The sequence below is a fragment of the Rudaea sp. genome (genome assembly GCF_047601565.1).
Lineage (GTDB): Bacteria > Pseudomonadota > Gammaproteobacteria > Xanthomonadales > Rhodanobacteraceae > Rudaea.
This window is the reverse complement of record NZ_JASGIY010000001.1, coordinates 3,482,365-3,500,974: the sequence shown is the minus strand read 5'-3', so window position 1 is coordinate 3,500,974 and position 18,610 is coordinate 3,482,365. Positions and strand designations below refer to the sequence as shown.

Annotated in this window: 21 protein-coding genes and 3 tRNA genes; 21 read left to right on the top strand and 3 right to left on the bottom strand. The window is 64.6% G+C overall.

Features of this window, described 5'->3' with window-relative positions:
* Positions 1–13 precede the first annotated feature (13 nt).
* Positions 14–274 carry a hypothetical protein gene (locus QM741_RS15550; RefSeq protein WP_415208558.1) on the bottom strand — a complete coding sequence of 87 codons (261 nt, stop codon included), beginning with the start codon at positions 272–274 and terminating at the stop codon, positions 14–16.
* 63 nt (positions 275–337) lie between these two features.
* On the opposite strand from QM741_RS15550, the gene QM741_RS15545 reads away from it, so the two are divergent.
* Together QM741_RS15545 and serS are read left to right on the top strand one after the other, a co-directional pair.
* Positions 338–898, top strand: coding sequence for a hypothetical protein (locus tag QM741_RS15545; protein ID WP_415208557.1), 561 nt, complete (start codon positions 338–340; stop codon positions 896–898).
* An 80-nt stretch (positions 899–978) separates the two neighbouring features.
* A complete protein-coding gene (gene serS, locus QM741_RS15540; protein ID WP_415208556.1) occupies positions 979–2,253 on the top strand; it encodes a serine--tRNA ligase in 1,275 nt (424 codons plus the stop codon).
* Between the two features lie 101 nt (positions 2,254–2,354).
* Here the strand turns inward: serS and QM741_RS15535 are convergent, their stop codons facing one another.
* Positions 2,355–2,984 (bottom strand): nitroreductase family protein, encoded by a 630-nt coding sequence (locus tag QM741_RS15535; protein ID WP_415208555.1) that lies wholly within the window; start codon positions 2,982–2,984, stop codon positions 2,355–2,357.
* 152 nt (positions 2,985–3,136) lie between these two features.
* Between QM741_RS15535 and QM741_RS15530 the strand changes: the two genes are divergently transcribed.
* The 5 genes from QM741_RS15530 (at position 3,137) to QM741_RS15510 (ending at position 5,462) form a co-directional block, all read left to right on the top strand.
* A complete protein-coding gene (locus tag QM741_RS15530; RefSeq protein WP_415208554.1) occupies positions 3,137–4,054 on the top strand; it encodes a LysR substrate-binding domain-containing protein in 918 nt (305 codons plus the stop codon).
* Positions 4,055–4,076: 22 nt separating this feature from the next.
* Positions 4,077–4,166, top strand: a tRNA-Ser gene (locus QM741_RS15525).
* A gap of 25 nt (positions 4,167–4,191) precedes the next feature.
* The gene (gene orn, locus QM741_RS15520; RefSeq protein ID WP_415208553.1) at positions 4,192–4,761 is read left to right on the top strand and encodes an oligoribonuclease; all 570 of its coding nucleotides are present in this window, start codon (positions 4,192–4,194) and stop codon (positions 4,759–4,761) included.
* Between the two features lie 76 nt (positions 4,762–4,837).
* Positions 4,838–4,928 (top strand) — tRNA-Ser (locus QM741_RS15515).
* 132 nt (positions 4,929–5,060) lie between these two features.
* Positions 5,061–5,462, top strand: coding sequence for a DUF6165 family protein (locus QM741_RS15510; RefSeq protein WP_415208552.1), 402 nt, complete (start codon positions 5,061–5,063; stop codon positions 5,460–5,462).
* Between the two features lie 39 nt (positions 5,463–5,501).
* Here the strand turns inward: QM741_RS15510 and QM741_RS15505 are convergent, their stop codons facing one another.
* Entirely contained in the window at positions 5,502–6,563 is a 1,062-nt protein-coding gene (locus QM741_RS15505) for a glycosyltransferase family 9 protein (protein WP_415208551.1), read from the bottom strand.
* Between the two features lie 54 nt (positions 6,564–6,617).
* On the opposite strand from QM741_RS15505, the gene QM741_RS15500 reads away from it, so the two are divergent.
* The 14 genes from QM741_RS15500 (at position 6,618) to mobF (ending at position 18,538) form a co-directional block, all read left to right on the top strand.
* A complete protein-coding gene (locus QM741_RS15500; RefSeq protein WP_415208550.1) occupies positions 6,618–7,391 on the top strand; it encodes a 3-deoxy-D-manno-octulosonic acid kinase in 774 nt (257 codons plus the stop codon).
* Positions 7,388–8,146, top strand: coding sequence for an MBL fold metallo-hydrolase (locus QM741_RS15495; RefSeq protein ID WP_415208549.1), 759 nt, complete (start codon positions 7,388–7,390; stop codon positions 8,144–8,146). The genes QM741_RS15500 and QM741_RS15495 overlap by 4 nt, the downstream gene beginning before the upstream one ends.
* A 17-nt stretch (positions 8,147–8,163) precedes the next feature.
* Positions 8,164–9,207, top strand: a complete 1,044-nt coding sequence (gene moaA / locus QM741_RS15490; RefSeq protein ID WP_415208548.1) for a GTP 3',8-cyclase MoaA — start codon at positions 8,164–8,166, stop codon at positions 9,205–9,207.
* A gap of 92 nt (positions 9,208–9,299) precedes the next feature.
* The gene (gene moaC / locus QM741_RS15485) at positions 9,300–9,803 is read left to right on the top strand and encodes a cyclic pyranopterin monophosphate synthase MoaC (protein ID WP_415208547.1); all 504 of its coding nucleotides are present in this window, start codon (positions 9,300–9,302) and stop codon (positions 9,801–9,803) included.
* Complete coding sequence (locus QM741_RS15480; protein WP_415208546.1) at positions 9,800–10,039, top strand: MoaD/ThiS family protein; 240 nt, start codon at positions 9,800–9,802, stop codon at positions 10,037–10,039. Before moaC ends, QM741_RS15480 begins: the two co-directional genes overlap by 4 nt.
* Before the next feature lie 4 nt (positions 10,040–10,043).
* Positions 10,044–10,475, top strand: coding sequence for a molybdenum cofactor biosynthesis protein MoaE (locus QM741_RS15475; RefSeq protein ID WP_415208545.1), 432 nt, complete (start codon positions 10,044–10,046; stop codon positions 10,473–10,475).
* Positions 10,476–10,555: 80 nt separating this feature from the next.
* Positions 10,556–10,648: transfer RNA gene (locus tag QM741_RS15470), tRNA-Ser, on the top strand.
* Between the two features lie 139 nt (positions 10,649–10,787).
* The gene (locus QM741_RS15465; protein WP_415208544.1) at positions 10,788–11,951 is read left to right on the top strand and encodes a tyrosine-type recombinase/integrase; all 1,164 of its coding nucleotides are present in this window, start codon (positions 10,788–10,790) and stop codon (positions 11,949–11,951) included.
* Positions 11,948–12,904 (top strand): hypothetical protein, encoded by a 957-nt coding sequence (locus QM741_RS15460; protein ID WP_415208543.1) that lies wholly within the window; start codon positions 11,948–11,950, stop codon positions 12,902–12,904. Before QM741_RS15465 ends, QM741_RS15460 begins: the two co-directional genes overlap by 4 nt.
* Before the next feature lie 127 nt (positions 12,905–13,031).
* On the top strand, positions 13,032–13,238 hold the full coding sequence (locus QM741_RS15455) for a helix-turn-helix transcriptional regulator (RefSeq protein WP_415208542.1): 207 nt from the start codon (positions 13,032–13,034) through the stop codon (positions 13,236–13,238).
* Positions 13,239–13,353: 115 nt separating this feature from the next.
* The gene (locus QM741_RS15450) at positions 13,354–13,902 is read left to right on the top strand and encodes a hypothetical protein (protein ID WP_415208541.1); all 549 of its coding nucleotides are present in this window, start codon (positions 13,354–13,356) and stop codon (positions 13,900–13,902) included.
* A 207-nt stretch (positions 13,903–14,109) separates the two neighbouring features.
* Positions 14,110–14,481 carry a hypothetical protein gene (locus QM741_RS15445; protein ID WP_415208540.1) on the top strand — a complete coding sequence of 124 codons (372 nt, stop codon included), beginning with the start codon at positions 14,110–14,112 and terminating at the stop codon, positions 14,479–14,481.
* The gene (locus QM741_RS15440) at positions 14,478–16,334 is read left to right on the top strand and encodes a type IV secretion system DNA-binding domain-containing protein (RefSeq protein ID WP_415208539.1); all 1,857 of its coding nucleotides are present in this window, start codon (positions 14,478–14,480) and stop codon (positions 16,332–16,334) included. Before QM741_RS15445 ends, QM741_RS15440 begins: the two co-directional genes overlap by 4 nt.
* Positions 16,334–18,538: a MobF family relaxase gene (gene mobF, locus QM741_RS15435; RefSeq protein WP_415208538.1), complete on the top strand. Its 2,205-nt coding sequence runs from the start codon at positions 16,334–16,336 to the stop codon at positions 18,536–18,538. Before QM741_RS15440 ends, mobF begins: the two co-directional genes overlap by 1 nt.
* The last annotated feature ends 72 nt before the right edge of the window (positions 18,539–18,610 follow it).

Below are 18,610 nucleotides of genomic sequence, written 5' to 3'. Positions count from 1 at the left end.
GCTGGCTTTTGCTTCAGGAATTCGGCAAGGCGGTATTCCGTTCGGGAATACCGCGAACTGGATTGAGGGGAGTCCACAAGGGAAACATGCTCGCCGCCCTCCGCCGCCTGCCGCGCACCGTCTGGTCGTCGGCTATACGATCGCGATGCTCGTGCACAGCGTCGCGCCAGATCAGCGCGACCTCGCGTTCGGCCGCTACAACCTCGTCGTCGGCCTCGCCTTGCTGCCGGCATCGGCTGGTTATGGTCGGAAGCTCCGCCGTCGGATGCTGCATGACGGCTTGCGGTGCGGCCTTGCGCGGCGTAGCGTCGCGGCTTCATCGACAAGGGAGGGCGACATGCGTTACGTGATCGCGGCGCTGCTCGGCGCCATCGTGATTTTCCTTTGGGGATTCGTCGCGCACATGCTGCTGCCGATCGGCGAAATGGGCGTGCGCAAGCCGGCGAGTGAAGATGCCGTGCTGCAGGCGGCGGCAGCGGCATTGCCGGAGCAGGGCATCTATCTGCTGCCGCACATCGATCCGGAAAAGATGGGCGACAAGGCGACGGTCGATGCGTGGGAAGCCAAGGCCGGCCAGAACCGCTTCGTATTCGTGGCGGTCGGGCCGACGATCGCGCATCCCACCGACATGAGCGGCAATCTGGCCAAGCAATTCATCGGCAGCTACCTCGCCGCGCTGATCGTCGCGATCGTGCTGGCCGCCACGAACTGGAGCTTCGGCGCGCGCGTGCTCGGCAGCCTCGGTTTCGGCGTGTTCGGTTGGCTGACGAACATCGTGCCGTTGTGGAACTGGTACCGCTTCCCGGACGATTTCAACGTCGGCAATCTGATCGAACAGGGCGTCGGCTGGCTGCTCGCCGGAGTCGCCATCGCGTGGTGGCTCGGGCGGCGCAAGTAGACACTGCAGGAGCTTTTGCGTTGCGGCAAAATCGGGGGCGCGGGATAATCCGCGCCCTTTTGTCGTTTGCGAAACACGCCATGCTCGATCCCGCCTTGCTGCGCGGCCAGCTCGAAACCGTCGCCGAACGCCTCGCCGCGCGCGGCTATGAGTTGCCCAAATCGCAGATCGAAACGCTCGAAGCGCAGCGCAAGGCCGTGCAGGTGCAGACGCAGGAGCTGCAGAACAAGCGCAATACCTTGTCGAAGTCGATCGGCATGGCCAAGGCCAAGGGCGAGGACGCCGCCGCGGTGATGGCCGAGGTCGCCGGCATCGGCGATCAGCTCAAGGCGAACGAGGCCAGGCTTGCCGAGGTGCAGGCGGCACTGGCGGAGATCACGCTCGGCATTCCGAACCTGCCCGACGTGTCGGTGCCGGTAGGCAAGGACGAGACGGACAACGCGGAGGTCAAGAAGTGGGGCACGCCGCGCACGTTCGATTTCGCGGTGAAGGATCACGTCGACCTCGGCGCGCGCCACGGCTGGCTCGACGGCGATGCGGGCGCGAAGCTTTCCGGCGCGCGCTTCACCGTGCTGCGCGGCGATCTCGCGCGCCTGCATCGCGCACTCGCGCAGTTCATGCTCGATCTGCACGCGGGCGAGCACGGCTACCTCGAGTGCAACGTACCGCTGCTGGTCAAGCCGGAAACGATGCAGGGCACCGGGCAGTTGCCGAAATTCGCCGAAGACCTGTTTCTGGTGGAAGGCGAGCCGAAGCGCTATCTGATTCCGACCGCCGAAGTGTCGTTGACGAACATCGTCGCCGACGAAATCGTCGATGCCGAAAGATTGCCGCTGCGCCTGACCGCGCATTCGCAATGTTTCCGCGCCGAAGCGGGATCCGCGGGCCGCGACACGCGCGGCTACATCCGCCAGCATCAGTTCGAGAAGGTGGAGCTCGTGACGATCGCCTCGCCCGCGCAGAGCGCCGAAGAGCATGAACGCATGACGCGCTGTGCCGAAGTCGTGCTGGAAAAACTCGAACTGCCGTATCGCAAGGTGCTGCTGTGCACGGGCGACATGGGCTTCTCGGCGACCAAGACCTACGACCTCGAAGTCTGGCTGCCGTCGCAGAACACGTATCGCGAGATCTCGTCGTGCTCGAACTGCGGCGACTTCCAGGCGCGGCGCATGCAGGCGCGCTGGCGCAATCCGGAAACCGGCAAGCCCGAACTCGTGCATACGCTCAACGGCTCGGGCGTGGCGGTGGGCCGCGCGCTGGTCGCGGTGATGGAGAACTACCAGAACGCCGACGGTTCGATCACGGTGCCCGAGGTGCTGCGGCCGTACATGCGTGGCGCGACGGTGATTTCGTAGGGGCTCGATTCGTCGAGCCCGCATTTGATTTTCGTGATGGGAAAAGCCGGGCGCGAAACGAATCAATTCACTTTCGCGTGCGGCGCGCGAAAGTCGCGCCCCTACGCCGCAACGCGTGTGTCTGCGCTGGCCGTGCCGAACACCCGGAAGCGCTGCGCATCGTCCATGAACGCCTTTTCGCCGAACGGCTTTTCGTTCGAGCCGAACGGCATCTGCGCGCGCAGCTTCCACGAAGCCGGGATATTCCAGCGCGCGGCGACTTCCGCGTCGACCAGCGGGTTGTAGTGCTGCAGGCTCGCGCCGACGTTGGCGTTGGCGAGCGCCGTCCACACGGCGAACTGGGCCATGCCGCTGGCCTGCTCCGACCAGACGGGGAAGTTGTCGGCGTAGAGCGCGAACTTCTCCTCCAGGCCCTCGACCACGTCCTGGTCTTCGTAGAACAGCACGGTGCCGGCACCGGCGGCGAAGCCGTCGATCTTGGCCTGGGTCGCGGCGAACGCCTCCGCCGGGACGATCTTGCGCAGGGCCGATTCGACGATCCCCCAGAATTCGAGGCTCTGGTCGCCGTACAGGATCACGGCGCGCGAACTCTGCGAGTTGAACGAGGAAGGCGCGAGACGGATCGAAGCTTCGATCAACGCCGTCGTTTCCTGTTCGGAAATCGGCAGGGCGGGGCCGAGCGCATACTGGGTGCGGCGTCTCTTGATCGACTGGATCAGCGGATTGTTCATGGCTTTCTCCGGATTTCTTTGCAGGGCATCGGTCCGGTCGGGATGGCGCGGATGGGCGATGCGACGGAGAAAATGTAATACCACACACAGAAGATGATAAGCTGGCTAAAAATGGCCACAGCGTTCCGTTTTCAGAACGATAGGGGTGGGATATGCAGGACCTCAACGACCTCTACTATTTCTCGATCGTGGTCGAGAAAGGCGGCTTCGCCGCGGCCGGGCGCGCGCTTGACATCCCCAAGTCGCGGCTGAGCCGGCGCATCGCGCAGCTCGAGGACCGGCTCGGCGTGCGCCTGCTGCAGCGCTCGACGCGGCGCTTCGCCGTGACCGAAGCCGGTCAGCGTTTCTACCATCACTGCCAGACCGTGATCGCCGAGGCGCAGGCGGCCGAGGACGCCGTCGCGCAGCTTACGACCGAGCCGCGCGGACTCGTGCGCATCAGCTGCCCGGTGTCGATCACGCAGAACGTGATGACCGGGATCCTGCCCGAGTTCTGCGAGAAGTATCCGCAGGTGCGCATCCTGCTGATGTCGACCAACCGGCGCATCGACCTGATCAACGAGGGCGTCGACATCGCGATCCGCGTGCGCTTCAAGCTCGACACCGACGCCGATCTCGTGCTGCGCACGTTCGGGCGCAGTTCCTCGTTCCTCGTCGCGAGCCCGAGCTATCTGCGCGAGATGGGCAGGCCGCAGCATCCGCAGGACCTGGCCGACTACGACACGATCAGCATTTCCGAGCTGGAGAACCAGTCGTGGGAGTTTTCCAAAGGCGATGGCGCGAGCTATCGGCTGGATCATTCCCCGCGCGTGATGTGCGGCGACTTCCCGCTCGTGCTCGCCGCGGCCGCGCGCGGGCTTGGCGTGGCGCTGCTGCCGGAAAGCGTCTGCACGCGCGCCGTCGCCGCCGGCGAACTCGAAGTCGTGATGCCCGAATGGAGCCCGCCGGAGGGCATCGTGCATTGCGTCTTCCCGTCGCGCCGCGGACTGTTGCCGGCCGTGCGTGCGTTCATCGACTGGCTGGCGGAGAAGATGCCGTGCGCGATGGAGGCCAACGTGCCGGGGATTTGATCCCGTATAATCCGCATGGATCGGAGAGGTGGCCGAGCGGTTTAAGGCAGCAGTCTTGAAAACTGCCGTGGATGCAAGTCCACCGTGGGTTCGAATCCCACCCTCTCCGCCAGTTTCGTGGAAACTTGCGGCGCGCAATGACGACGGAAGCGGTTGACGACGACAACCTGATCTGGATCGATCTGGAGATGACCGGCCTCGATACGGAGCGGGATTCCATTCTCGAAATCGCCACAATAATCACCGATAACTCATTGAATATCCTTGCTGAAGGACCGGAAATTGCGGTCGTGCATCCGCTTTCCCGATTGCAGGCGATGGACGACTGGAATCGCAGCCAGCATGCCAAGTCGGGCCTCTGGCAGCGCGTGCTCGATTCGCAGATCGACATGGCGCGCGCCGAAGCGCTGACGATGGATTTCCTCACGCGCTGGGTGCCGGCGGGCAAGTCGCCGATGTGCGGCAATTCGATCTGCCAGGATCGCCGTTTCCTGCATCGGCTGATGCCGCGGCTCGAACGGTTTTTCCACTACCGCAACCTCGACGTGTCGACGGTCAAGGAATTGGCCCGCCGCTGGGCGCCGGAACTGGCGCTCGGGTTCGCGAAGGAATCGCGGCACACGGCGTTGTCGGACATCCGCGATTCGATCGCCGAACTGCGTTACTACCGGCAATTCATGGGCGAGTTGGCCGGGCGAAGGGACTGAGCGCACTCGTTGCGCGGTTGTAACTTTGCGCCGCGGCCCTTATCATGCGCGCCCTTCGATCGTCGAAACCTTTTTCGGAGAGGTGGCAGAGTGGTCGATTGTACCTGACTCGAAATCAGGCGTGCGTTCATAGCGCACCGTGGGTTCGAATCCCACCCTCTCCGCCAGAAAAGCACAACGGCCCTTCGCGGGCCGTTGTGCTTTTCTGATGGTGCGAGGTTAGTGGACGAACCCTTCGGGCGATCTGGCAAAGAATGATCGTCGGTTAGAATCCGCTTTTCGCCAACATCCTCCTTCCCATGTCCGAACTTCTCACCCCGATTTCCTACGGCGAACTGATCGACAAGATCACGATTCTCGAAATCAAGGCCGTGCACATCCGCGACGCCGCCAAGCTCGCCAACGTGCGCACCGAACTGGACTTGCTCAACGCGACCTGGGCTGCGCATCCGGCGTCCGCCACCGACATCTCCGCCGAACGCGCGCAATTGAAGGCCGTCAACGAGGCGTTGTGGAAGATCGAAGACGACATCCGCCTCAAGGAGAAGGCGCAGGCCTTCGACTCCGAGTTCGTCGAGCTGGCGCGCGCGGTCTACTTCCGCAACGACGAGCGCGCCGCGGTGAAGAAGGCGATCAACCTCAAGCTCGGTTCGAAGCTGATCGAAGAAAAATCCTATCAGGACTACAAAGCCCAAAATTGAAGAGTGCGGCCAAGGATGGCCGCTTCGTGATCTTCGCGATCAGGGATGAGCGCACGAGAAGCGGTCGAAGCGTTCGATCACTGCTTCGGTTTCGATCAACTCCATCACACCCGGATACTCGATCTTCGTGCCCCACGGCAGTTCGGCGGCGGGTTTGCCCTTGTACTTGCGCGCGGCGGCATCGTAGCGGTCCACGCACCAACGGCGATCGGAGTAGGGGCCGGAACGGTGGGGATTGCTGGCCGCGTGCAGCCCGAGCACCTTGGTGCCAGTCGCGTTGGCCATGTGCATCGGTCCCGAGTCGGGCGTCAGCACGAGTCGCGCGCGCCGGCACAGCGCGAGGAATTGCTTGAGCGTGTCGCGGCCGATCAGGTCGAGCGGCTTGCTGCGGCATCGGGCGACGATGGCGTCGCCGAACTCGCGCTCGAATTTGCCAGGGCCGCCACAAAGCGCGACGCGCCAGCCTTGCGCAGCCGCGTGGTCCATCACAGCTGCGTAGCGCTCCGGCAGCCAGTTGCGCACGACATGACTGGAACACGGGCTGACGAGCAACGTCTTTGCGTCGCCCGGCAGGTGCGTTTCGGCGAATTCCGTGGCCGTATCGGGAATCGGGATGTCCCAGCACGTTTCGGTCTGTTTCAGTCCCAGCGGTTCGAGGAAACTCGCCATCGCGTCGAGCACGTGTTCGCCGCTGCGCGCGGCGATGCGACGATTGACGAACAGACCGTGCAGGTCTTTCGAGCGCGCGGGGTCGTAGCCGATGCGCAGCGGCGCGCGCACGCAGGCACTGATCAGATTGGCGCGCAGCGCGACCTGCATGTGCAGCAGGGCATCGAAGCGCCGCGCGGCAAGCCGGGCGCGCAGGTCGCGCAGGCCACGCCAGGCGGCGCCCTTGTCGAAGACGAGGAACTCGACGCCGGGCAGGTCGCCGACCAGCTTGTGTTCGAGCTTGCCGACGATCCAGGTCAGCGTCGTCTGCGGCGCCTTGGCCTGCAAGGTGCGAATCATCGGCACGACGTGGGTCACGTCGCCGAGCGCCGAGGTGCGCAGCAGGCAGAGCGAATGCGGCAGGCGCGGCACGGAAGAAAGGATATCGGGCATCAGGCTTGCTAGACTTCAGCAACGAGGTTGCAACGGGACACGAGTCGGGCAATCATGACGGGGGCGGGCACCAACGCGATACGCCGGCAGGAAACCGCCGACGGCGCGATTCTGTTCGACGCGGGCGCGCTCGCGCAAGGCGAGCGCTTCGACCCGCGCTGGTTCGAGGCCGATTTCTGGCGCTTGCAGGGCCGCGCCACCGAGGCGCCGGGCGGGCGCGGCGGCATCGTGTTCGCGCACACCCCCTGCGGCGACTGGGCGTTGCGCCACTACCGGCGCGGTGGTTTCGCCGCGCGCGTGCTCGGCGACCGGTACTTGTGGAGCGGTGCCGGGAATACGCGCAGCTTCGCCGAGTTTCGCCTGCTGCACGATCTGGGGGAACGCGGCTTCGATGTGTCGCGGCCGGTCGCCGCGCGCTACCGGCGCAGCGGCGCCCACTACCGCGCCGACCTGATCACGCAGTTCATTCCCGATGCGGCCACGCTGACCTGGCGCATGCAGCATGGAGGCATCGACGCTGCGACGCTGGCGCGGGCCGGCGAGGCGATCGCGCGGCTGCATGCGGCCGGCGTGTACCACGCGGATCTGAACGCGCACAACGTGCTGGTCGATGCGCACAAGGTCTGGCTGATCGATTTCGACCGCGGCGAATTGCGCGCCCCACGGAGGGCGTGGCAGCGCGCCAACCTCTTGCGCCTCAAGCGGTCGCTGGTCAAGATCGGCGCCGCGCGCGACGGCGAGGGAGCGTTCGAGCGCGACGTCTGGCGACCGTTGATGGACGCTTACGAAAACCGCTTGCACGCGCCCGTGGGGGAAACCGGCCGATGAACCTGACGTTGCGATTCCTGGGCGTCGGCGCGGCGCAGGCGGTGGAACTGGGCTCGTCGGGCGCCGTGCTCGAACGCGACGGCGCACCGCTGCTGCTGATCGATTGCGGCCCGGAAACGCTGACCACGTTCGAGGCGGTCTACGCCTCGCTGCCTCGCGCGGTATACGTCACGCATACGCACATGGACCACGTCGGCGGGCTCGAGCGCCTGTTCTACCGGGCCTATTTCGATCCTGCCCTGCGCGGCAAGGTGCGGCTGTATGCGCATGCGGCGCTGATTACGCATCTGCAGAGCCGCGTCGCCGACTATCCGGACGTCGTCGCCGAGGGCGGCGCGAATTTCTGGGACGGCTATCAGCTCGTGCCGTGCTCGCGCGGCTTCTGGCACGAGGGGTTGTGGTTCGACGTCTTTCCGACCCGCCACCACATGCCGATGACCTCGTTCGCGCTGGCGCTGCGCGGCAGCTTCGTCTGGACCGGCGACACGCGGCCGATTCCCGAGATGCTCGCGCAGTACGCCGCGCACGGCGAAACGGTGGCGCACGATTGCGGCCTGATCGGCAATCCCTCGCACACCGGCGTGGACGACCTCGACCGCGAGTATCCGGACGAGTTGCGTTCGCGCCTCGTGCTCTACCACTACGGCAGCGAGGCCGACGGCGCCGCGCTGGCCGCGCGCGGCCAGCGCATCGCGCGTGCGGGCGACACGCTTGCGCTGGCGCCGCCGCGCCCCGATGTCATGGTCGAAGCCTGAACGAAGCGCATGCGGTGATGACCAGACTCATTCCAGTCGAACTGCTTTCGCCGCCGCACGACGCGCTCGCGCGTCCGCTGCGCGACCTGCGCATCTCGGTGATCGACCGCTGCAACTTCCGCTGTCCGTATTGCATGCCCGCGGACCAATACGCGCAGGACTACGAATTCCTCGCCAAGGACCAGCGCCTGCGCTTCGAGGAAATCGAGCGCCTGGCACGCGCCTTCGCCGCGCTCGGCGTGCGCAAGCTGCGCCTGACCGGCGGCGAACCGTTGCTGCGCCGCGACCTGCCGCGGCTGGTCGAGCGGCTCGCGTGCATTTCCGGCATCGACGACCTTGCGATGACGACCAACGGCGTGCTGTTGCCGAAATTCGCGCAGGCGCTGCGCGATGCGGGGTTGCGCCGCTTGACCGTCTCGCTCGATACGCTCGATCCGGCGACGTTTCGCACATTGTCCGGCGGTCGCGGCGAGGTCGACGACGTGCTGGCAGGCCTTGCTGCGGCCGAGCGCGCTGGTTTCGCCAGGATCAAGATCAACTGCGTCGTCGTGCGCGGGGTCAACGACGCGCACGCGCCCGATCTCGTCGAGCGCTTCCGCGGCACCGGGCATATCGTTCGCTTCATCGAGTACATGGACGTCGGCACGCTCAACCACTGGCGCGGCGACGCCGTCGTTCCCAGCGCCGAACTGATCGCGCGCATCGGCGCGCGTTGGCCGCTCGAACCACTGGAACCGAACTACCGTGGCGAGGTCGCCGAACGCCATCGTTTCAGGGACGGCGCGGGCGAGATCGGCTTCATCAGTTCGGTTTCGCAGCCGTTCTGCGGCGATTGTTCGCGCGCGCGCTTGTCGGCCGACGGCAAGCTCTACACTTGCCTGTTCGCGCGCAGCGGCCACGACCTGCGCGGACCGTTGCGCGCCGGCGCAAGCGACGCGGAATTGGCCTCATTGATATCGCAACGCTGGTCGCGGCGCGCCGATCGCTACAGCGAACAGCGTGCCGAATTGCGCGCATGCGGCGAACAGAAGCACGTCGAGATGTTTGCGGTGGGTGGGTGATGAAGCGCGCGCGTACTTCGAAACCGTCATTCCCGCGAAAGCGTGAATCCAGCTTTTTACCCTCGGTGGAAGGCAAGGAACTGGATTCCGACTTGCGCCGGAATGATGGGCAAAGACTGAGCCATCTCGATGCCAGCAACCGCCCGCGCATGGTCGATGTCGGCGCCAAGGCCGTCACCGCGCGCAGCGCGACCGCGCAAGCCATCGTGCGCTTCCCGCGCGAAGTCGCGCGCGCGCTGCGCGAGGGTGGCATGCGCGCGAAGAAGGGCCCGGTGATCGATACGGCGATCATCGCCGGGACGCTCGCGGCCAAGCGCACGCACGAGCTGATCCCGTTCTGTCATCCGCTCATGATCGAGCGCTGCGATATCGCGGCAGGATTCATCAACGAGATTGATCTCGAAATCCGCTGCACCGTAGCGGTTTCGCACAAGACCGGCATCGAGATGGAAGCGCTGACCGGCGCGAGCGTGGCCGCGCTGACCGTCTACGATATGTGCAAGGCGCTGTCTCACGAGATCGTGATTGCCGACCTTCGCCTCGTCGAAAAAAACGGCGGCAAGCGCAAGGTGCAAGGCGGTAAAATCATCAAATGAATTATCGCGTGCTTTATTTCGCCTCGCTGCGCGATCGTGCAGGCGTGGATTGCGAGGAGATCGACTCGTTCGCGGTCGACGCGCGTGGCCTGTATGGTGAACTTCGCGCGCGCCACGGGTTCGGCATGAACGAAGACCGCCTGCGCGTGGCGGTCAACGGCGAATTCGCGGCCTGGGACCACGCGCTGAACGACGGCGACGAAGTCGTTTTCATTCCGCCGGTATCGGGAGGCTGAGCGCATGCGCTTTTGCATCAGCGCCGAAGCCATCGACGTCGTTGCGCAGGCGCGCACACTGGCGAGCGCGCAGGCCGGCGCAAGCGTGAGCTTCGAGGGCCGGGTGCGCGACCACAACGAAGGCCGCGCGGTCGTGCGGCTCGACTACCAGGCCTACGCACCGCTCGCGCAGGCGGAAGGCGAGCGCATCGTCGCCGAAGCCTGCGCGCGTTTCGCGACCGTCGACGCCGCATGCGTGCACCGCGTCGGCGCGCTCGCGATCGGTGATCTCGCCGTCTGGGTCGGCGTCAGCGCAGCGCACCGCGGCGCCGCGTTCGACGCCTGCCGCTACGTCATCGATGAAGTGAAGAAGCGCGTGCCGATCTGGAAGAACGAGCACTATGCCGATGGAGAGTCGGGGTGGTTGCATCCGGACGATACGCCGGTCGGGCAATAGGGGTATACAATTCGCTCGTTGCACAAAGGGTTTGCTTGTTTGCCGCGCCTTCGTCCTGTATCCTGCGCGACCTTTCCCGCGGAGCGGTGTCCGAGTGGTTGAAGGAGCACGCCTGGAAAGTGTGTAAGCGGCTTATACCCGCTTCGCGGGTTCGAATCCCGCCCGCTCCGCCAACACCCTTTTTCACCACATTTCAAATCGTATCAAAAACGGCTGATTTCAGCTGGTTTTCGGCGTTTTGATGTTCGATTGCGTATGCTCCGATTGCATGGTATCCCACATATCACGTGGTAATAAATGTGGGAGCATATCATGGGCCGATTGTCCGCAACGGCGGTTAGGGCGGCGAAGCAGCCGGGGCGCTACGGCGACGGCGACGGCCTCTATCTGCTGATCGGGCGCACGGGCGCGCGTTCATGGGTCTGCCGGGTGCAGAAAGACGGCAAGCGGCGCGACATTGGCCTTGGCAGCGTCAAGAAGGTGTCGCTCGCCTTGGCGCGGGAGCGCGCGGCCAAGGTCCGCACTCAGGTCGAGGTCGGCCTCGATCCCATCGCCGAGCGGCGCAAGGAGGCGGGTATTCCCACATTCCGCGAAGCTGCCGCCAGCGTCTTTGCCGAGAACAAGAAGAACTGGGGCAACGCCAAGCATCGCGACCAATGGCTGACAACCCTCACCAAATACGCCTTTCCCCATTTTGGCGACATGGCGGTGAGCAAGGTCGATGGGCCGCATGTGCGCGATGCGCTGGTGGCTATCTGGCTCGACAAGCCAGAAACCGCGCGGCGGGTGCGTCAGCGTATCGTCAGTGTGATCGACTGGGCCATTGCCAAGGGCTACCGAGACGCGCCCTTGCCGATTGCGGCGATGAACAAGTCGCTGCCCAAAGTGAAGGCCAAGCCCGTTCACCACAGTGCCTTGCCCTATACTGATGTTCCCGCCTTCGTCGCCAAGCTGCGCGAACGGGAATCGGTTGGCCGTCTCGCGTTCGAAGCACTCGTGCTGACCGCCGCCCGTTCGGGCGAGATACGCGGCGCGACGTGGAGCGAACTCGACCTTGAGAAGAAACTCTGGACGATCCCGGCGGACCGGATGAAGGCGGGGCGCGAACATATCGTGCCGCTGTCGGATGCAGCCGTGAGCGTGTTCGAGCGGGCGAAAGCTTACCGGGAGGCACGCAGCGATCTTGTCTTTCCGGGGGTGCGCCACGGCAAGCCGCTGTCCGACATGACGCTGACCAAAATTTGCCGCGATATGGAGATTGCCGCCGTGCCGCACGGGTTCCGGTCCAGCTTCCGCGATTGGGTTGCCGAGGAAACCGATTTCGACGGCGCGGTGGCGGAAATGGTGCTGGCGCATACCATCGAGAACAAGGTGGAAGCCGCTTACCGGCGCGGCAACCTGCTGGAAAAGCGCCGTGCGCTCATGGACGCATGGGAGCAATATTGCTTGCCCGGATCAGCGGAACTGGCCTCGTGATCGAGGTTGAACTACTATGTGATGTTGCGGCCCGCCACAGGGTTCCGCTGGCCCCTGACAAGGGAGAACGGCAGATCGAAGCCCTTGCAAGGCCGCTCTATCGTCGGCTTACGAAGATCAATATAGGCCGCTCCGTGATCGGTGCCTTGGGCGGGCTGGCGGCTATTGTGGGGTTTGCCGTTATCGTCAATGATCCGTCGCAACCCGGTATCTGGATCGCCCAATCGATGGCCGTAGGCGGGGCATCGGCTGCAATGATGAGTTGGTATGCCGGTCGATTGATCCAACGACGCAGGCGCTTCTTCGCGGAGCGCCCGTATGACATTCCGCTTACCCCGGAAATCGAGCAATTGCTGGCCGATCTCGCATCGGGGCGAATGCGGGCCATGATGTCCACGGGATACGGCCCCATCAGCGCGAGCGCGCTACGCGCAACCGATGGGCAGCTTTTCGACATTGTTCTCGCACCGGAGACATTTGCCAATCGGTTCGCACCGATTCTGCTGCTGCGCGATCACCAAACTTTCTCCGCCTTGTGGATGCCGTGGGGTCGCGCTTTGGACCGCCCCATCTATGTCGAGAAAACACCAGCGGAAGAACCGCAGGTCGAGCAGGAGCCGCCGTCCGGGCCACAGGTCGAAACACACTGGATCGCGAAAATCCCGCCGGAGCGATTCGCGGACTGGAAATCCCATGTGCAACAGCGCGGGCCTTGGGATGGCTACGCCCAGATCGAGGTCGGGCAGGTTTTGGACGGCGCGCGCAGGAAGGCCGAAAGCGATGCGCTGGCGGGAAAGAGGTTCAGCGTGAACGGCTTTGCAAAGCGCGCGAGAACGCCGCGACTCGCTGCCGAAACCATCCGCAAGCTGATCGCATGGTCCGGCGACCATGATTATGACTGGGTTCGGAAAAGCGCGGAAACGGCCTCAATTGGTAACGATCAGGTAGGATGATCGAGAATAATACGATATGAATCAGAGGTATATAAAATACCAAGATCAGGTTTTCCGGTAGCCGGATTGCTCGCAACGACGAAGCACATGCAGCCTTGGGCATCTCATCCAGTCAGGAGATTACCCGATGCCGCCCGACGATCCGCCGACACTATTGCTCACCATTGACGATGTGATGCGCCTCACCGGCTACAAAAGCCGGTCGAGCATCTATCGCCTTGTTCGCCAGAACCGTTGTCCGCCGCCCGTTGTGATTGGCGGCGGCAGGGTGCGCTGGCGATCCGGCGAGGTCGAACACTGGCTGCAAGGTCTGCCTATTCAGACTTACGTCTGAGCAGACGCTACGCAGCCCCAGCCTTTTGAGTTGGCGGGCCGCTCCGCGCCTGCGGGCGCTTCCCTACGAACCTCACCAATCATCGCAACCCGTGTTTCACGGGAAAGGAATTGCTATGTCTATTTTCCACCGCGTTCTGGACCGGATCGCCGATTGGCGCTGGACGGGCCGCAAGATCAATCTGCGCTTCGTCGCCGAATATCGCACCGCCTGTTTCGCCTTGCCGATCATCAACGCCATGCTGGCCGAGGACGAGGACGGCGTGACCTACCGCGCCGCGCTGACCGACTGGCGCAGGGCCGAACGCCCGCCGCTCGCCCTCTATCATGGCGACACCAGCTTTTGCCGGATCGATGGGCCGCGCCAGTGGGTGAAAGACCGTCCCTTTCCGCTGGGCGGGTTGATCCTCTCCCCCGGCGTGACCGCGCACCTTGATCCGTTCGAGGCGAGAGAACTGCAAGAGCATATGGAATGGGCCATCGAGCAAGCTATCCGGCAATGGATCGCCGACCATGATCTTCACGACCTTTCCCCGGTCCCGGTGGAGTTCGACCGGCGCGAGGCCGACCGCAAGGCGAAAGCGAAAATCGCGGACTGGGCCGCCCGACAGGAGTGGAGCCGCCCGGTTGCCGATGACGACGCGGAAGGGCCGGATCATGGTTGAGCCGGATCGCCGGAAGGCAATGTTGCGGGGCTGCGATGCTACGCATCGAGCCAGCAATTCAGATACACACCTCACGCACGGGTGCATCCAGCTTTTCCGCCGTTTTTCGAGGCGGCGATCCGACAGCGCCTTTTTCCGGCGTCCCGGAAATGGCGGAAATCTGCCATTTTTCGAGACAGCGGATCGCTGTCACCGGGGAGGTGGACAATGAAGCTGGTCCGCCACACCATTCGCCTGCCGGAATCGCTCGACAAGGCCCTTCGGGTGCTGGCCGAACGGCACGGCATCAGCGTTTACGCATTGCTCCCGCGCGCCGTGAAGGCTGGCGTTGCCGTGCTCGCCAATCCGCCCGCGCCCGACACCTTGCCGCGTGAGATCGTGACCGAACTGGCGTCGGTCAGCACCCGCATCGTGGACGTGGAGCGGACGCTGGACCGGGCCTTGTTCACCGCCTGCGCCGCCTATTGCTACGCCCGCAGCGCGGCGCTGGGCGCGCGCACGAATGACGAAACCATCACCGCCGAGATCAATGCGGCCTATGACCGCCAGCGGCGGCTTTCACAGGAGAAGCGCCCATGACCGCGCGCAGCCAGCCCCATGACCGACGCATCCATGCCGATGCCTTGCGGAAGCAATATCGCGGCAACCAGTGGGACCGCTTCAAGCGGCATTGCGTCATCATGGCGTCATCGGTCGCCCTGGGCGCGGTCGCCGTGCCCTATATCATGCTGGATCAGGACCGGACGGACGCGATAGCCGCCTATGCCACGGCGAAGGCCAAGCTGGCCGTTACGTTCGGCAGGAACGCCGATGCTCCGATCAGCATTCGCTTCCAAGGCCAGACCCTTGACGGCAAGTCTGCCCGCGCGACCATCGCGCATCCCTATTATCGCCAGTCGGTCCACCTCGCCTTTGCCTATGCCATACGCGGCGCGCAATTCGGTTTTGCCGCTTGGCTGTCCGGCCTGTTCCTGTTTCATGGAGCCATGCAGCGGCGGCGCGAACGCGCCTTGCGGGATCGCGTCATCACCGGAACACGGGTCATACCCGAAAAGAAGCTGGCGAAGATGACGCGCCGGGATGCCGGTGCCCGCGCGCTCGCGATCGGCACGGTACCCATTCCGTCCCGTCTGGAAACCCGGCACATGGCGATGATCGGCACGACCGGCAGCGGCAAGACCACGGCCTTGCGGCAATTGCTGGACGGGATCGAGGCGCGGGGCGAGGCCGCCTTGGTCTATGACACCAGCGGCGAGTTCATCGCGCACTATTATAATCCGGCGCGCGGCGACGTGATCCTCAATCCCTTCGATGATCGGTGCGCCTATTGGACACCCTTCGCCGAGATCGCCCATCCCGCCGACGCCGCCCGCATCGCGCACCATTTCATCACCGAGGCGCACGGTCAGCACGGCAATGATGTATGGGTGGAGATCAGCCGCATCCTTGTCGCCAATATCCTTCGTGAACTCTGGAAGCAGGACAAGCCCACATTGGCCGACCTGTTGGCCATGTTGCAGAACATGACCAAGGAGCAATTGAAGGAGCGGCTGAAAGACACGTCATCAGCCCGCACCTTCGCCGAGGATGCCGACCGGGCAACGGGCAGCGTCTTGTTCATGCTCGCCAAGGCTGCCGACCTGCTCCAGTTTCTCCGAGTCAAGGACAGCGGCGGCAAGCCCTTCGCCTTCCGCGACTTCATTCATGGGCTGGACAAGCGCGAAGGTCCGCGCCCGTGGATATTCGTTCCGCGCAAGGAGGATTATTTCGAGGCGTCGAAACCCCTGCTGGCCTGCTGGCTGGAATGCGCGGCCAGCGCCGTGCTGGGCCTTCCCCCGTCACCCGACCGGCGCATCTGGTTCGTGCTGGACGAGCTGGCCGACTTGCCCCGCGTCGATAATCTGGCGCGGCTGTTGCCGGAGGGGCGCAAGTTCGGCGCGGCGGTAGTGCTGACCTTTCAGGCGCTGGGTCAGATGCAGAACCGCTATGGTCCGCAGATTGCGGAATCGATGCTGGGCTGCTGCAACACCAAGCTGTTCCTGCAAACCATCGACGCGGAAACCCGGCAATGGGCGAGCGATGCCATCGGCAGTCAGGAGGTCGAGATCCAGACCATGACCGACGCGCTGGCCGATGGAGACAACGACCCTCGCACCACCTTGGGCCGGATACGCAGGGAGCGGCCCGCCGTGCTGGAAAGCGAATTACGGCTTCCCGCATATCAGGGCTATTTGCTGTTCCCGGACGGCTTGCCGGTGGCCCGGATCAGCCTGACCGCCGATCATATCCAAAGGCGCGGGTCTGCCCGCCAGCCCGGATTCATCGCGGGCAAACCGGGCATGACGCTTTGGGAGCAAATGGGGCTGGCCCCGCCCGAACTGTCGCCGCCGCCGAACCCGCCCGCACCGCCCACCAGTCAGGGGCCGGTATAATGGTCGCGTCCGTTTCCGCGCTCACCAGTTCGGCGCAGGCCGCCAGCTATTACGAGGCCGACGACTATTATTCCGAAGGCGGATTGTCGCCTTCCGAATGGCAGGGCACGGGCGCGGAGGCGCTGGGCCTGTCCGGCGAGGTGGACCGCGACCAGTTCCGCGATTTGCTGGACGGCAAGGTTGCGGGCGAGCAGCTTGGCACGTTTCGGGACGGCCAGCTTGAGCATCGCCCCGGCTGGGACGTAACCTTGAGCGCGCCCAAGTCCGTGTCGATCATGGCCGAGGTCGCGGGCGACCGCCGCTTGATCGCGGCGCATGGCGAGGCCGTGAAGGTGGCGATGACCCATGTAGAAAAGCACATGGCCGCCACCCGCATTCGTGACGGCGGCACCGTCAGTCGGGAGGCGACCGGCAATCTGGTGATCGCGAGTTTCCAGCACGGCACCAGCCGCGCCCAAGACCCGCAGCTTCATACCCATAACGTCATAATGAACGCCACGCGGAACGAGGACGGCGCATGGCGCAGCCTTGAACCGCGCGCCCTCTACCAGCTTCAAAAGCAGATCGGCGCGATCTACCGGCAGGAACTGGCGGTGAAGGTGCGCGAACTCGGTTATGACATCGAGTCGCGGAAAGAGTCCATATTGCGGATCGAGGCGGACGGGCGCGGCGCTCTCTCCCCCATCGCATCCCCGCTTGAGGCCGCAAAGGCTGTTGCCGCCGCATCGGCGCAGGCCGAGCGCGCCTGTCATAGCTGGAACGCGGATCAACGCAGCGCGACCGCGCAGCTTCTAACCAGCCGCAACCGGATCACCGCCGTTCAGGGCTATGCAGGCACCGCCAAGACCACGACCGTTCTGGCAACCTTCGCCCGCGAGGCAGAGGCGCGGGGCGTGTCCATAGTGGCGCTCGCGCCCACCGCATCGGCGGCGATGGTGCTGGGCGAGGCGCTGGACGCGCGCAGCGATACCGTTGCCCGTCATCTGCTGTCGCCGGAGCGTCCCGACCCCACCCGCCCCGCCGCGTGGATCGTGGACGAGGCTTCGCTTTTGTCGGCGCGCGATACCGCGCGGTTGTTCGACCTGGCCGACAAGTATGATGCCCGCATCATCCTTGTCGGCGACGTGAAACAGCTTGGTTCGGTCGAGGCTGGCGCGGCCTTCGCGCAGTTGCAGGGCGCGGGTATGGAAACCGCCAAGCTGGCCGAAATAGTGCGGCAGACCAACGCGGCGACGAAAGACGCGGTGTTGGCGTCTATCGAAGGGGACGCCAGAAAGGCGCTGGCCGCGTTGGACCGGGGCGGCGGGCAGATTATCGAGAACGCTGACCGCGCACAGCGGTTCGCTGCTATCGCCGAGCGATATGCCGGGATGGGTAAGGAAGCGCGCGCTCGCACCCTTGTTATCGAGCCGTCCCGCGAAGGGCGCGATGCCCTCACCGCCGATATTCGCGCGGCGCTCACCCAATCGGGCGCGCTGACCGGCCCCGCCGTCACCGTGGAGAGCCTTGCCAACAAGGGGCTGACTCGTGCCGAGGCCCGCGACCCGATGAGTTACGACAGGGGCGATGTTGTCCGCTTCACCCGTGATTATGCCGACAAGGGTGTGACGCGCGGCGAAGCCTACCGCGTTGAAGCCATCGACCCGGCCAAATCCGCCATCGCGCTCAAATCGGAGGATGGCCGCGAGGTGGATTGGCGGTTGCGGCAATGGGGCGCGGGCCATGCCCAAGCCTTCGCGCCGCAGCCGATGGATCTGAAAACCGGCGACGCCATCCGGTTCACCCGAAACGACCGCGAGGCAGGCCGGATCAACGGCGGGCGCGGCGAGGTGATCGCGGTGGACCAGCAGACCCGAACCGCCACCATCCAGACCGCGCGGGGAACGACCGAAACGCTGAATCTAGATTCCGCCCGCGACCGGCATATTGCCCATGCCTATGTCGATACCGCCTTTGCCGCCCAAGGTCGCACCGCCGATCATGTGATGGTCCATGCTGACAGCGGGGCGACCAACCTTGTCGATCAAAAGAGCTTCTATGTCGGCATATCCCGCGCCAAGGAGTCCGCCACCATCTTCACCAATGATCGCGGCAGGCTGGTATCCGCGATCAATGAGCGCGCCGGGCAGATTCAAACGGCCATCGCGCAGGCGGCCATGACCACGCCAGTTGCTGACAAGGTGGCGGGGGCTGGATTGGGGTAGAAATGGGAACGCTGCCGGAGATGCAGCGGACGCCAGCGAGCAGAGCGGGGCGGCGCTCATTCCAATCTGGAA